This is a genomic window from Leptolyngbya sp. PCC 6406 (assembly GCF_000332095.2).
Taxonomy (GTDB): domain Bacteria; phylum Cyanobacteriota; class Cyanobacteriia; order Phormidesmidales; family Phormidesmidaceae; genus PCC-6406.
In genome coordinates, this window is the sequence record NZ_KI913949.1 from 2,757,890 (window position 1) to 2,771,138 (window position 13,249).

Sequence of the window (13,249 nt, forward strand, 5' to 3'; positions counted from 1 at the left end):
GCTAAGAGATTGGCGAAAACCCGCAAAAAAAATCTGTCAAAGGGTGTGGAGATCAGAGATTAGTCCAGTAAAATACAGCGGCATAGTTGCCCTCGGGTGTAGCTGTTGACTTCCCGGCTGTGCGCCCTTTTGTCAGGACTTGTACTATGACCTCTGTTGTGACTCGCCCCGATAGCCGCTACGAGCACCTGCCAGAAGAGGTGCGATCGCGCCTGCGCACTCGCTTACAGATGGTCAGTCCAGACCCCCAACCCCCAGCCGTAGACAAGACCGCCCCAACTACGCCACCCCCTGCTAAGCCCCCCAGCAATCAGCCCAGCACGGTCATCCTCCGGAACGTCAGCAAGACCTACCGCAACGGTAGCCGCGCCCTAGTCAATGTGAACCTAGAGGTCAAAGCGGGCGACTTTCTTTTCATTACTGGGCCATCTGGCTCAGGCAAATCCACCCTGCTGAAATTGCTCTACGGTCAAGAGCGCCCCTCCTCAGGGGAAGTAGATGTCGCCGGACAAACGGTCAACCAGCTCAAGGGCAATCGTCTCGCCCTTGTGCGGCGGCGCATCGGCGTGGTCTTTCAGGATTACAAACTCATTCCCCGCCGCACCGTATCCGAAAATGTCGCCTTTGTCCTCTGGGCTCAGGGCTACACCCGTAAGGAAATCCATCGCCGCCTCTGGCCTACTCTCAAGATGGTGGGCTTGCAAGACAAAGCCCAATGCTTTCCCGATGAACTCTCGGGGGGAGAACAACAGCGAGTGAGTATCGCCCGAGCGGTGGTGGGAACCCCACCGCTGTTGCTGGCGGACGAGCCCACGGGCAACCTGGATGCGGAAAATTCCCTTCAGGTCGTCAAAATTCTAAAAAAGCTCAACTCCATCGGCATCACCGTCATCGTCACCACCCATGACGAACATCTGGTGCGTCTCTCCAACCATCCCGTAGTGCAACTCCGGAATGGCTACCTCCGTCATCTGCGCCATTAAGCGCTCTGAGAACTAGTGCTCTGTCAAGCCTCAATTTGTAGGTTGGGTAGAGCGCTAGCGGAACCCAACATGGCCCACCGCTGTTGGGTTTCACTTCGTTTCACCCAACCTTGTATGTAAGCGGCCTGCCATCGAGAGTTATTTTGGAAGCAGACCGTCAGGGGAGAACTCCGAACCCAACCCCAAGCCTTCAAGCTTGTTTCGTAGATTCATTGAGCCTCCCCCCTCCCCCAAGGGCATCGCCAATCAGCCTGGACAGTATCATGAGCGGCCCGACTGGGCACCTCGAATTTAGCAAGGATAGTGCGATTGTTGAGCCCCTGCCAACCTCTATTCTCTGGAGCCAGTCCAATGAGTACAGCCCCCATCATCTTCCTCGGTATTGATATCAGCAAAGCCACCTTTGACGTAGCTTTACTGAGTGGTGGTAAGCGTAATGGCAAATCCTCTAAACACGCCAAGTTTGACAACACCCCCAGCGGCTTTGAGCAGTTGAGCCATTGGCTCCAAGGGAATGCTCTCGGGGCAATTCATGCCTGTCTGGAGGCGACCAACATCTATGGCCATGACTTAGCTACCTATCTCCATGAGCAGGGCCACCAGGTCAGTATCGTCAACCCAGCCCGCATCAAGGGGTATGCCAAAAGTCAACTCAGCCGCACCAAGAACGATGCCGCTGATGCCGCCCTGATTGCCCGCTTTTGTCGAGATATCCAGCCCAGTCTGTGGCATCCCACGCCAGCGGCGATCGCCCAGCTCCAGAGCCTCACCCGCCGTCTGAAGGCGCTGGAGCAGATGCTCACCCAAGAGAAAAATCGCCTTGAGCTCTGTCGTGACTCGGAACTGAGAACGGATATTGAGGCCCATATCGAGTTTCTCGAAAAACAGGCTAAGGCTCTCAAGGAGCGCTGCCAGCAGCATATTCAAGGGGAGGAATCGTTGGCGGAGCCCTGCCGCTTGTTGACCTCCATTACTGGCATTGCTGAACATAGCGCTAGCATTATCCTGGCGGAAATTGGCTCGATTAAGGTCTTTGGCTCTGCCGCTCAACTGGCGGCTTTTGCTGGGTTGACTCCCCAGGAGCATCAGTCTGGCTCTTCTATCAATGGCAAGGCGCGGTTGTGCAAAATTGGCAATGCCCATCTGCGCGAAGCTCTTTTTTTCCCAGCGCTGAGTCTGATGCGTCATTGCCCTGAGGTCAGAGCTTTTCGCCAACGGCTCTTGGACAATGGCAAGCACAAGATGGCGGTGGTGGGGGCGGTGATGCACAAGCTCATTCGTGTGATCTATGCGGTCTTGTCCTCTGGACAGGAATTTGACCCCAAAAAGCTAGCGCCTCAGCAGTCTTGACCCTAAGGCGCTAACACAGTATCTACGAGTACCCTAATCTTTAGTCTTGACGCTGCACTATTCTGCCTGTGTCGTAATCTCAATCAGACTGGCGGCGCGGTCCGACCAAGGCTGTGATCAGGGCTATTGTTCCCCCCAGAAGCCCCCAAGGTAGCCATAGGCCCAGATTTCCCCCTTTTTTGTAGGCGGTGCGGGCAGCGACCAGACCAATGAGGCAGTGGAGCCACAGCATCAGCCCCAACACCAGGGGGAAGTCTATGGCGGCGGTTTCTGTGAGGGAGAGGGCAGGCAAAAACGGCAAGGGGGGCATGGTTAAAATCAGCTTGTTCACGAATGAGGTCGAGTAACTATGCGTAATCCCTTTTGGCGGATGAAAACTCTGCCTTGGCTGGTGTTACTCCAGGTTTCCCTGTTCACGCTGATTATTGCCACTGCCTTAGACACCCTGCTGGTGCTGCTGATGCAGACTCTCCCCCAGGGTATGGCGCTGTTGGGGTCTGGGGTGACGCTGATGCTTTTGCAATTACTGGCAGCGGGGGGCATTGGGGCGCTGGCGGTGGTCATTATGGAGCGTATCTTCCCCCGTGTTTTGATCAATCAAGGGGTGCTGTGGGGGTTACTGGCCTGTGTCACGGCGATGATATTCCTCAAGTCGTTTTTGCCCCTGACCACTCTTTTTGTCTCCTTGAGCCAGTACCAGTTTGTGGGGATGACGGTGGGTCTGTTTTCCCAGGGGCGGCGCTATTGGCGATGATCGTGGGTCTGCAAGTCTGGCGTCAGACTCTAACGGGGAAAGCCGCGTACCTTTAGGCCGGGGAGTATGTCAAAATTTGAGCCATTACTGATCCTTAGGGGAGGACCGTGCTAGAGCCGCTACGCACCATACCAGCCTGGGCTTTACTGTCCCTGGTGATGAATGGCCTCCTCTTTGCGGCGGTACTGGCCAGTCTGCGGCAGCCAGATGCCGACAGTCAGCGGAGGCTGTCCCAGGCCAGTGCCTCTATGCCCCCCATGACTGGATCGGGAGCCTTGGTGCCTCAACTTGGGGACCGACAGTACTTGGACTATCAGCAGTGGGTAAACCTGCTGCGCCAAGAAGCGATCGCGGCTCAAAATCTGCCTCGACTCACGGTGTTGTTGGGGGATTCCATTAGTCTCTGGTTTCCGCCGGAGTTGTTGCCCGGTCGGCGCAGTTGGCTGAATCAGGGAATCTCAGGAGAGTGGTCGGCGGGATTGCAACAGCGGTTGAATCTGCTGGATGACGCTCAGGTCGAGACTGTTTTTGTGATGATTGGCATCAATGACCTGATTGGTGGTGAACCGGAATGGCAGGTGGTGGATAACGTGGAGGCGACTATTGTCTACCTCCAGGCCCAGCATCCGGGGGCGGATATTGTGGTGCAGCCGATTTTGCCCCATGGGGGAGAGCGGGCCACTTGGGAGGGACGGGATCGCCTTTTGGATTTGCCCATTGGCCGTATTCAGGCGGTGAATGAATCCCTCCAGACGGTGGCCCGTCGCCACGGGGTTCTGTATCTGGACCTGTATCCCCTTTTTGCCGATGGTGAGGGCTACCTGCGCCCGGACCTGACCACCGATGGTCTGCATTTGAATGCCCAGGGGTATTGGGTATGGCGTACTGCGATCGCGCTTATCCTGAATACAGAATTGGAGCCCTAGTACTGCAAGGCAGAAGGCAGAAGGATGAAAGGGATTCCAGGACACACAAGAGGTTTTGCCTTGGTGAATAGGCAGGTTACTTCCACCGTCAGATAATAGCTTCTAGCCCTCGTCATTGGGCGTAGGGGATGACCGCACCGCCGAGGGCCGTGACAATAGTTTCGGTATTGGTGGCCATCATCGTCATGTAGGTGTCGGCTCCGCTGCCCGGTGCTCCCAGGGCATCGGCATAGAGGGCAGGCTCTGCCAGTCTCACCCCAGCCTCTGTCGCTACCGTGGTAATCAGAGCCGGGTTGATGGTGGTTTCGGCAAAGATGGCGGGGACTTGGGCCTGCCGAATTGCATCTACCAACAGCCGCACCGTCTGGGCGCTGGGCTGCTCCTCGGTGCTGATGCCGATCAGCGTACCGAGTACCGTCAGTCCGTAGGCTTGGGCGTAGTACTGAAAGGCGTCGTGGGTCGTAACTAGGGTGCGCTGGTTGGCGGGAATGGTGTCAACTTGGTCGCCAATCCAACCGTGGAGGGTCTGGAGTTCCGCTGTGAGGGCGGCGGCGTTGCGATCAAAGGTGGCAGCGTCTGCGGGAAATTTCTGCCCCAGGGTGACACGGATGGTGTCTACCATCGCGATCGCGTTTTCCACGTTCCCCCACACATGGGGGTCCGGCTGGCGTTGTCCCTCCTCTTCAAAGGTCAGGGGCTGAATCTCTTCCCCCAGAGCCACCTTTTCCGCCTGAACGCCTGCCCCCTCGATTAACCGAATCAAAGCGGGCTCCAAATTATAGCCATTGTAAAAAATCAAGTCTGCCCGCTCCAGCGCCACTGTGTCCTGGGGCACTGGCTCGTAAAGGTGGGGATCATCACCGGGGTCCAGCAACCCGGTCACCGCAATGTTATCTCCGCCCACGGTGGCCACCAAATCCGTCAAGATTGTGCTGGTGACGACGACTTGGGGGGCATCCGTTCCAGATTCATCGGGGGCCATCGACTGTTGCCAACACCCCGATAGTGTCAGGGTCGCAACGCCTAGAATCCCAAGGTTCTGGGCGATGGCCCCAATGGACCAGTCTGTAACTATCGCGGCTAGGGCTGTCTTGGGAATATTGCTCTGTCGCCTTACCTGCTTTGAGCCTGGGGCAGTTATGGCGAAATTGGGGAGAGGGCGCAGAAAAAGGCTGGGTTTTATGGCAATGTTTCTTTTCATAATCATTTCATTATTCGCTAGAAGTTAGTCTACAATAATTTCATAATGGTTTCATTTTCGATGGGAATTCTCATGACTCAGTCCCCTTTCTTCCCCCCGGTTCTGCAACTGGTGTCCTCTGGTCGTGATGGTCAGGAACCGGCCCAAAGGGTTCATGGTCAGGGACTGGCCCCTTTGGGCCACGGCATTTTCTCCGTCCAGATTCAGGGGCTAGAGGTGCAGTATCGAGGTATGCAGGCACTAGAGGGAATAACTCTGACCCTCCAACCTGGTCGCCTCACGGGGTTAATTGGTCCCAATGGCGCGGGGAAAAGTACCCTGATCAAGGCCCTGCTAGGGCTGGTGCCCCCCACGGCGGGGACGGCTCGGTGGGGGGATAGGTCCGTGCTGGACCAGCGCGATCGCATCGCCTACGTCCCGCAACGCAACCAAATTGACTGGCGCTACCCTGCCACCGTCTGGGATGTCGTGATGATGGGACGAGTGAGTAAAACCGGGTGGCTGCGGCGATTTTCCAGCGTCAGCCGTCGCGTCGCCTTGGCAGCTCTAGAGCGGGTGGCCATTGCCGACCTGCGCGATCGTCCCCTAGGCGACCTTTCCGGGGGGCAACAGCAGCGGGTGTTTCTGGCCCGTTCCCTAGCCCAGGAGGCGGATTTTTTCTGCTTCGACGAGCCCTTCACCGGAGTCGATCAGAAAACAGAGTCGATTCTGTTCCAAGTCTTTCAAGATCTAGCCGCAGCAGGCAAGCTGGTGCTGGTGGTCAACCACGATCTGGGGGAAGCCATCACCCACTTTGATGACTTGATCCTGCTGAACCGCTCCCTAGTCGCCGCTGGTTCCCGTCAGCAAGTCCTCACCCCCACCCACCTCCACCACGCCTACGGTGGCCAGGTCAATTTCCACGCCGCTTAGGGATCTGAAAATTAGAACCATTACGGGATCTATCCACCCAAGCCCTCCGGGCAGGCTCCGCCTTTCTTGAATGTCGTTAGGCTATACACACCCATTCACCCCGACACGGGTCACCCGGCAACAAGGGCAACCACAAGGGATTGCCCCTACGGAATTAACCTCAATCTTGGATTTCCCGGCACTGGGCAGGGCGGGTTTTGAGCCTCCCATTTGGGATTTCCCAGTCAATACGAGCCAAACCCGCCCCTACGGGATTTACCCCAATACCCCAATACCCCATCACCCCCCACCCCCACCCCAAGGGCTACAGTGGACTCATCTGGCTCATCAAAGACTGCCTCAGGATCAAAAACACTGCTGCTCTATCTTGACCATGGTTGATACTGCTAGTGCTCGGTCCCGGATTAACCCTCACCAGATTCCACCCTTGGAAAATGGCGATTGTCTCACGCGCCCTGAATTTGAGCGCCGCTACCGGGCCATGCCCCAGGTGAAGAAAGCAGAGCTGATCGAAGGTACCGTCTACATGGCTTCCCCCCTCCGGTTTGAACCCCATGCTGAGCCCCATGGTGATCTGATGGGCTGGCTCTGGACCTATAAGGTTGCCACTCCTGGGATTCGTTTGGGGGACAATCCCACCGTGCGTCTGGATCTGGATAATGAACCCCAACCCGATGCAGTGCTACTCATCGACCCGGCCTATGGTGGCGGGGCTAGCCTTAGCCCCGATGGCTATTTGGAGGGGGCACCGGAACTCGCCGCTGAAATCGCCGCCAGTAGTGCCACTGTTGATCTGGGGGACAAAAAGCGGGCCTATCGTCGTAATGGCATTCGGGAGTATCTGGTGTGGCAGGTCTTTGATCAAAAGATTGACTGGCTGAATTTGGAAGCAGAGGACTATGTGCCTTTGCAGGCCGATGATGACGGCATCCTCCGTAGCAGGGTATTTCCGGGATTATGGCTGGATCGGGCGGCGATGCTGGCGGGGGATATGCCCCAGGTGCTCGCGGTGCTGCAACAGGGGCTGAATTCCCCAGGGCATCGAGACTTTGTCGAAACTTTGTCCCAGTCTTCTCGCAAATAGCGGCCTGAGGCATTGCCATGGACTTCCTGGATATTTTTATCGAACCGTTGCAGTACGGCTTTATGCAGCGATCGCTGGTGGTGGCGGTCCTGGTCGGTATCATCTGTGCCGTGGTGGGCAGCTATCTCCTCGTGCAGCGCCTCGCTCTGATGGGAGACGCCATCAGCCATTCGGTGTTGCCGGGACTTGCGATCGCATTTTGGCTCGGGATGAATATCTTCGTCGGAGCCTTCATCGCCGGGGTGCTGAGCACCCTGGTGATTGGCTGGATTCGGACACGATCACCGATTAAAGAAGACGCCGCCATGGGCATTGTCTTCTCCGCCTTCTTTGCTCTAGGCATCACCCTGATCACCCTGATTCAGAAACAGAACAAGATCGACCTCAACCACTTCCTCTTCGGCAATATTTTGGGCGTCACCCCCAGCGACGTGCGCGACACCTTGATCATGGCCATACTGGTTTTATGGGTCGTCGCCCTGCTGTATAAGGAACTCCTCTTTTACACCTTTGATCCCCAAGGAGCCCAGGCGGCGGGCCTGCCCGTCAACCTTCTGAACTTTGGTCTCATGGCCCTGATTGCCCTGACGGTGGTGGCCAGCCTCAAGGCGGTGGGGGTAGTCCTGGTATTGGCGCTGCTGATCACGCCGGGAGCCACTGCCTACCTGTTGGTCCCTCGCCTGCATCAAGTCATGGCCGTGGGAGCCGCCGTCGGTGTCCTGTCCAGCCTCAGCGGGCTGTACCTGAGCTACTGGTTCAATCTGCCCTCAGGCCCCGCGATTGTACTGGTAGTGTCGGGTCTGTTTCTCATGGCGCTGCTATTTAGCCCCCGCCACGGCATCCTCACCCAGCCCGCTGCCCCCTCGACCCCCTCCCCCCTCTGGCAAGAACTGCGGAGCCTCTGGCAACAACGCTCCTGAGAGGATGCGCTACCATGGCCCTGTCTAGGTTTTATCCTGCCCCCCTTGGTTCTCTCCGCTTGGCTTCCCTAGAGTCTTCTCCCCAAGATCCCCAGCCCCCCCAAAAGCCCCCCCAGTCCCAACGGGCAGACCACGGGCCATTATTGCTGACGGCACTCATGATGTTGGGGGTGTCTTGGTTGATTTCCAGCAATCACCCCCTGTTGCGGTGGACGCCTGGTCAGCAGCTACCCTGGCAGACCACTGGCCATCGCCAATCTAGCAACTGGGTCGCGGACCCCCTGCCCCTAGAGATGGAGGGGGGTGATCCCTATCTGCGGGCCTTGATGCGGACCATTTCAGCAGCGGAATCTAATACAGATGCCCCCTACAACGTCCTCTACGGTGGCGAAACGGTGGCGGATTTGAGTCAGCATCCCGACCTTTGCATCACGATTGTCACGGGTCCGAATATGGGGGACTGCACCACCGCAGCGGGGCGGTACCAGTTTCTCACCACGACCTGGGACGCCAAGGCAGCAGAGTACCATCCTCGCCCGCCCCGTTGGTCAGTTTTTCATTCCACTTACAGCTTCGAGCCTGTCTATCAGGACCAGGTGGTCTATCGCTGGCTCAGCGATCGCACCGCCTGGGGCGTAGATATCCCCGCCATGCTCCGCCAAGACCGTCTCAATGAGGTGCTGGAAATGCTCTCCGGCACTTGGACCAGTCTGGGCTACGGTATCGAGGACAACTCTACGACTCCCTACCTGGCCCAGATCTATCAGACCCTACTGGAACAGGAACTCAACGGCGGTTGATTACCCCCTCCCAATCTGCCCGCACGCCCTCCCCCGCAGGCCAGCCCGTCGCCGGACTCAGCAGTACAGTCGCTTGGGAAATATCGGGGTGTCGTCGCTGAAGACGATCGGGGATGCCGTAGCCGTAAATGATGTGGCCTTGGCCCGCAAGTACGACTACCTGGGTATCGGGATGATCGGTGTGAAATTGGGCGATGCGGTCGGCCATTGTTTCATCCCACAGCACTTGGGCCTGGAAGAAAAAGTCAAATCCGGCACTGGATCCGTGGCCTTGGTGCATATCGTCGTAGAGGCGGCGCAGGAGGTCGCGATAGGACTGATTACTGAGATCGATACTGCTCAGGGGGGGCAGAGTGGGGAAATCCTGGGAATTCAGTGCCTGCAATCCCTGACGGGCCACTAGGCGCACAGCTTCGGAGGGGGCGTTGAGGGCAATCAGGGGCACCCCTTCCTGGCGGGCAAATTCCAAAATGGGGGCGTAGTCGTCCCAAGCGTAGCCCCAGCGCTGGTCATAGTCACTCTGCTGACGCAGTTCCGCTAAGGTGATCTCCCCGGCAAGATAGGCATCCAAGACGGGCTGGTAGGGCTGCTGAAACATTTCCATCGCGATAGCCACTTTGGGCTGGTCCCCGACCATCGCGATTTTCGGATTCTGCCCATGGAGTGCCTGGAGGATAGCCAGTTGGGCTTGGTGATCGCCAGGGTTATCGTGAATTTCTCCGAGGTAGACAATATCTGCCGCTGTCAGGGCCGTAATTAAGGCTGGGAAATCCACCTGGCTCCCTGTGGCGGTCTGGAATAGTTCAGCAGTGGGGGACAGGAGGGGCGGCGTCTCCGCTAGGGCTGGGAAGGGTAGCAGGGTGAAAGTTGCGATGGTCAGGGACCAGCCCAAAGGGACTATCGCGATCCCGAGGCTACAGGAGCAACAGCGTGAAAGGACTATGGTCAAGCGATCGGGCATAGGTCTTTCTCCGCGTAATGAATAGCGTGATGGATACAAATGAATAGCGTGATGGGTATAGATGCAGATGAATAGGAAAGCAGTGAATACCAGGATACAGCCCCTGATTTTGCTCACCTCCTTCGCCCCATGGCGAGCACATCAGAAATCGAATGCCTCCGATGATCTCCTGGAGGTGGTGGCCAACCATCCTCGACGGCCTCAAAATATGGCTTTTTTGCGCAAGCTACCCGTGCATTTTGACCTAGCACCGATGTGGGTCATGGCGGAGATCTTTGCCCTGCGCCCGGATGTCGTGGTGTGCTGCGGCATGGCAGAAGCACGGGCCTTGCTCACCCTAGAGCAGTTCGGACGGCAGCGTGAGGGGGAAAAGTCCTCGCTCCGAGGCCATCGCCGTCTCCAGACCGGGCTGAATCTCCCGGTCCTAGCGCACAATCTAGCTCTGACCGCCATCAGCCGTGATGCAGGGAACTATGTCTGTAATCATCTTTACTATCGTTTGCTAGAATCCCTGCCCACCGCCTTGCCCCATTGTCAGGGACTCTTTGTCCATGTACCCCGACTCCATTATCGAGTGCGACCTTGGCTCTTGATGGATTTTTTGACAGTGCTAGAGCGGCTGGAAGTCTTGGTGGGTGAGGGTGGGGGGTGATGGGGTGATGGGGTGGGGGTGTTGGGGTATTGGGGTATTGGGGTATTGGGGTATTGGGGTATTGGGGTAAATCCCGTAGGGGCGGGTTTGGCTCGTATTGACTGGGAAATCCAGGATGGGAACCTCAAAACCCGCCCTGCCCAGTGCCGGGAAATCCAAAATTGAGGTTAATACCGTAGGGGCAATCCCTTGTGGTTGCCCTTGTTGCCGGGTGACCCGTGTCGGGGTGTATAGCCTAACGGCATTCAAGAAAGGCGTTGGCGAAGCCACTCCCAGGGAGTTAGCCTGCCCGGAGGGCTTTGCGGTAGGGGCGCGGTTTCCGCGCCCAATGTAGGATGTCGCCGTAGGGGCGGGTTTGGCTCGTATTGACTGGGAAATCCCAAATGGGAGGCTCAAAACCCGCCCTCCCAGTGCCGGGAAATCCAGGATTGAAGTTAATTCCGTAGGGGCAATCCCTTGCTTGCCCTGTTCGCGTAGCGGCTCAGGAGGAGCAACATAGCCGTAGGGTGGTTGCCCTTGTGGCGGGTGACCCGTGATGGGGGGTGGGGCAAAAAAAATTCCCCGGCCCGGAGGCTGGGGAATTGCTATCAGGGTGCATCTACCACCCCACTTTTCCCAGGGCATATACCCCATCCGGACAATTCGCAAAAATTCTCTCTCCAGTTTCCTCGGAGCATTTCATGGCCGATCTGACGGATCACGAACTCAGGTTTGCCCCGCTAGGATAGGGATTGCGCAAACGCCGAGGGTAAGAGCATGGTGGGGAGGAAAAAAGGACAGCGGGTTGCCATGGCCATGGCGATCGGGGGGCTGCTGCTGGGGGGGCTGGGAGCCTGTAGTCAGATCGACTTGACGGCTTCGACTCCTTCTACTCCGACGGTGGTGGATCCCTTAACCCAACGCGATCGCACCGTGTTGAGAATGCTCTATAGTCGCGCCCCGATTACCCTCAACCCCCACCTAGCGACTGGAACTCAGGATTTTGAAGCGGGGCGGATTATCTTTGAGCCCCTAGCCAGTGCCAATGGCGATGGGGAACTAGTGCCGATTTTGGCGGAAATGATTCCCACCGTAGAGAATGGCGGTGTAGCTGTCGATGGCCGCTCTGTCACTTGGACGCTGCAACCGGATTTGCAATGGGCCGATGGCACCCCCCTCACCGCCGATGATGTGGTCTTTACCTACGAGTTCGTCAGCAATCCCCAAGTGGCGGCGGCGACGGCCCAGTACTACGAGGTGGTGGAAACAGTGGAAGCGGTGGATGATCGCACCGTTAGAGTCACCTTCAAGACGGTCAATTCTGCTTGGCAAATTCCCTTCACCGGTCAGACAGGGGTAATTTTACCCCGGCACATTTTTACGGAGTCCAACGGGGCCAATGCTCGGGATGCAGATGCTAACCTGCGTCCGGTGGGGACTGGCCCCTACCAAGTTATGGCGTTTCAGCCCGGACTGGTGACCTTTGACCCCAACCCGAACTATCGGGGAGCATCCCCGGCCTTTGAGCGGGTGGATCTGGTGGGGGGCATTGCCCCCTATGCGGCGGCGCGGGAGGTGCTGAATCAAGGATCTGCTGACTTTGCCCATAGCCTCCAGGTGGAGGTGGATGCTCTGAAGGAACTGCAACAGGAGGGACTGGGGGTTGTCGTGCCCGTATTCGGCGGCTTGGTGGAGCGCTTGATGTTGAACCCCACGGATCCGCTGATGGAAACGGAGAGTGGGGAGCGATCGAGTCAGGCGGCAGCCCATCCCTTTCTGAGTGATGTGCAGGTGCGGCGGGCGATCGCATTGGCCATTGATCGCGATGCGATCGCGACAGATCTCTATGGGTTCACAGGCCGACCCACTGCCCAATTACTGGTGGCCCCAGGGTCCAAGGTGACTCCCCAACCCATTCCCTATGAATACAATCTGGAGCAGGCCAATGCCCTCCTTGATGAGGCTGGCTGGGTAGATACCGATGGCAATGGCATCCGCGATCGCGACGGCATTGAGATGCGAGTCACCTTCCAAACCGCCGTCAACCCCGTGCGCCAGAAAACCCAGGCCATGGTGCAAGAAAGCCTGAGGCAAATCGGCATTGCCGTGGATATCAAGCGGGTGCGGGTGGATGACTTTTTCTCCGCTAATCCCAGCGAAACCAATAGCATCAACCTGTTCTACGCCGATATGCAAGCTTACACCACGGGTAATGATCACCCAGACCCGACCATTTATCTAAGCTGGTGGACCTGCGAGCAAATTGCCACCCAGGCCAACAATTGGCAAAGCCCTAACAATGCCCGTTACTGCAACCCCGACTACGATGCCCTGTGGCAAGCCGCTCAACAGGAGCTGGATCCAGCCCGACGGATCGCCCTGTTTCAACAAATGGATGCCCTACTGGCCCAGGATGTAGCGGTAGTACCCCTCGTGCATCGGGCCATTGCCAATGGCGTCAGCAAAACCTTGACCGGACTGGAGCCCACTCCCTGGGATACGAGCACCTGGGATATTGCCCAGTGGCAGCGACGCCCGGAAGACGTAGAAGCACCGGGGCCGAGTCCTTAAAGCTTTGTTATTCTGCCCAGTACCCTAGCCGCCTAAAATTTATCTAAACCCTATGATTTGCCGCAAAAGTCTCAGGATTTGATGAAGGGAATGGGATAACGCGCCAGTTTAGTCCTCAACTGGGGAATTAGTAACAACTGGAGCCACACACGCGAG

The 13,249-nt window shown here is 57.3% G+C and carries 13 protein-coding genes; 10 read left to right on the top strand and 3 right to left on the bottom strand.

All coding sequences use genetic code 11. The features are described from left to right. Positions 1-146: 146 nt before the first annotated feature. Positions 147-983: a cell division ATP-binding protein FtsE gene (ftsE, locus tag LEP6406_RS0212275; protein ID WP_008309750.1), complete on the top strand. Its 837-nt coding sequence runs from the start codon at positions 147-149 to the stop codon at positions 981-983. A 351-nt stretch (positions 984-1,334) separates the two neighbouring features. Beyond that, complete coding sequence (locus LEP6406_RS0212280; protein WP_027268693.1) at positions 1,335-2,333, top strand: IS110 family RNA-guided transposase; 999 nt, start codon at positions 1,335-1,337, stop codon at positions 2,331-2,333. Between the two features lie 79 nt (positions 2,334-2,412). Here the strand turns inward: LEP6406_RS0212280 and LEP6406_RS27820 are convergent, their stop codons facing one another. After that, the gene (locus LEP6406_RS27820; RefSeq protein WP_008307877.1) at positions 2,413-2,643 is read right to left on the bottom strand and encodes a hypothetical protein; all 231 of its coding nucleotides are present in this window, start codon (positions 2,641-2,643) and stop codon (positions 2,413-2,415) included. 39 nt (positions 2,644-2,682) lie between these two features. Between LEP6406_RS27820 and LEP6406_RS0212290 the strand changes: the two genes are divergently transcribed. Then, on the top strand, positions 2,683-3,087 hold the full coding sequence (locus tag LEP6406_RS0212290; protein ID WP_008307879.1) for a hypothetical protein: 405 nt from the start codon (positions 2,683-2,685) through the stop codon (positions 3,085-3,087). Positions 3,088-3,194: 107 nt separating this feature from the next. Further along, a complete protein-coding gene (locus tag LEP6406_RS0212295; RefSeq protein WP_008307881.1) occupies positions 3,195-4,013 on the top strand; it encodes a GDSL-type esterase/lipase family protein in 819 nt (272 codons plus the stop codon). A gap of 112 nt (positions 4,014-4,125) precedes the next feature. Here LEP6406_RS0212295 and LEP6406_RS0212300 read toward each other — a convergent pair whose 3' ends face one another. Beyond that, positions 4,126-5,214, bottom strand: coding sequence for a metal ABC transporter solute-binding protein, Zn/Mn family (locus LEP6406_RS0212300; RefSeq protein ID WP_155834685.1), 1,089 nt, complete (start codon positions 5,212-5,214; stop codon positions 4,126-4,128). Between the two features lie 72 nt (positions 5,215-5,286). On the opposite strand from LEP6406_RS0212300, the gene LEP6406_RS0212305 reads away from it, so the two are divergent. The 4 genes from LEP6406_RS0212305 to LEP6406_RS0212320 all read left to right on the top strand — a co-directional run bounded on the left by LEP6406_RS0212305 (position 5,287) and on the right by LEP6406_RS0212320 (position 8,930). Then, positions 5,287-6,126, top strand: a complete 840-nt coding sequence (locus LEP6406_RS0212305) for a metal ABC transporter ATP-binding protein (protein ID WP_008307885.1) — start codon at positions 5,287-5,289, stop codon at positions 6,124-6,126. Positions 6,127-6,499: 373 nt separating this feature from the next. Further along, positions 6,500-7,210: a Uma2 family endonuclease gene (locus LEP6406_RS0212310; protein ID WP_008307886.1), complete on the top strand. Its 711-nt coding sequence runs from the start codon at positions 6,500-6,502 to the stop codon at positions 7,208-7,210. A gap of 17 nt (positions 7,211-7,227) precedes the next feature. Continuing rightward, a complete protein-coding gene (locus LEP6406_RS0212315; protein ID WP_008307888.1) occupies positions 7,228-8,130 on the top strand; it encodes a metal ABC transporter permease in 903 nt (300 codons plus the stop codon). A gap of 14 nt (positions 8,131-8,144) precedes the next feature. After that, a complete protein-coding gene (locus tag LEP6406_RS0212320; protein WP_008307890.1) occupies positions 8,145-8,930 on the top strand; it encodes a glycoside hydrolase family 24 protein in 786 nt (261 codons plus the stop codon). Here LEP6406_RS0212320 and LEP6406_RS0212325 read toward each other — a convergent pair. Further along, entirely contained in the window at positions 8,917-9,891 is a 975-nt protein-coding gene (locus LEP6406_RS0212325) for a ChaN family lipoprotein (protein WP_008307892.1), read from the bottom strand. The genes LEP6406_RS0212320 and LEP6406_RS0212325 overlap by 14 nt on opposite strands. Positions 9,892-9,958: 67 nt before the next feature. Between LEP6406_RS0212325 and LEP6406_RS27825 the strand changes: the two genes are divergently transcribed. After that, positions 9,959-10,543, top strand: a complete 585-nt coding sequence (locus LEP6406_RS27825) for a pyroglutamyl-peptidase I family protein (RefSeq protein ID WP_071992319.1) — start codon at positions 9,959-9,961, stop codon at positions 10,541-10,543. A gap of 756 nt (positions 10,544-11,299) precedes the next feature. Beyond that, on the top strand, positions 11,300-13,093 hold the full coding sequence (locus tag LEP6406_RS0212340; RefSeq protein ID WP_008309287.1) for a peptide ABC transporter substrate-binding protein: 1,794 nt from the start codon (positions 11,300-11,302) through the stop codon (positions 13,091-13,093). Positions 13,094-13,249 lie beyond the last annotated feature (156 nt).

Coding starts and splice junctions, on each gene's coding strand:
- ftsE (WP_008309750.1), top strand. CDS start 147: ATGACCTCTGTTGTGACTCGCCCCGATAGCCGCTACGAGCACCTGCCA.
- LEP6406_RS0212280 (WP_027268693.1), top strand. CDS start 1,335: ATGAGTACAGCCCCCATCATCTTCCTCGGTATTGATATCAGCAAAGCC.
- LEP6406_RS27820 (WP_008307877.1), bottom strand. CDS start 2,643: ATGCCCCCCTTGCCGTTTTTGCCTGCCCTCTCCCTCACAGAAACCGCC.
- LEP6406_RS0212290 (WP_008307879.1), top strand. CDS start 2,683: ATGCGTAATCCCTTTTGGCGGATGAAAACTCTGCCTTGGCTGGTGTTA.
- LEP6406_RS0212300 (WP_155834685.1), bottom strand. CDS start 5,214: ATGAAAAGAAACATTGCCATAAAACCCAGCCTTTTTCTGCGCCCTCTC.
- LEP6406_RS0212305 (WP_008307885.1), top strand. CDS start 5,287: ATGACTCAGTCCCCTTTCTTCCCCCCGGTTCTGCAACTGGTGTCCTCT.
- LEP6406_RS0212310 (WP_008307886.1), top strand. CDS start 6,500: ATGGTTGATACTGCTAGTGCTCGGTCCCGGATTAACCCTCACCAGATT.
- LEP6406_RS0212315 (WP_008307888.1), top strand. CDS start 7,228: ATGGACTTCCTGGATATTTTTATCGAACCGTTGCAGTACGGCTTTATG.
- LEP6406_RS0212320 (WP_008307890.1), top strand. CDS start 8,145: ATGGCCCTGTCTAGGTTTTATCCTGCCCCCCTTGGTTCTCTCCGCTTG.
- LEP6406_RS0212325 (WP_008307892.1), bottom strand. CDS start 9,891: ATGCCCGATCGCTTGACCATAGTCCTTTCACGCTGTTGCTCCTGTAGC.
- LEP6406_RS27825 (WP_071992319.1), top strand. CDS start 9,959: ATGAATAGGAAAGCAGTGAATACCAGGATACAGCCCCTGATTTTGCTC.
- LEP6406_RS0212340 (WP_008309287.1), top strand. CDS start 11,300: ATGGTGGGGAGGAAAAAAGGACAGCGGGTTGCCATGGCCATGGCGATC.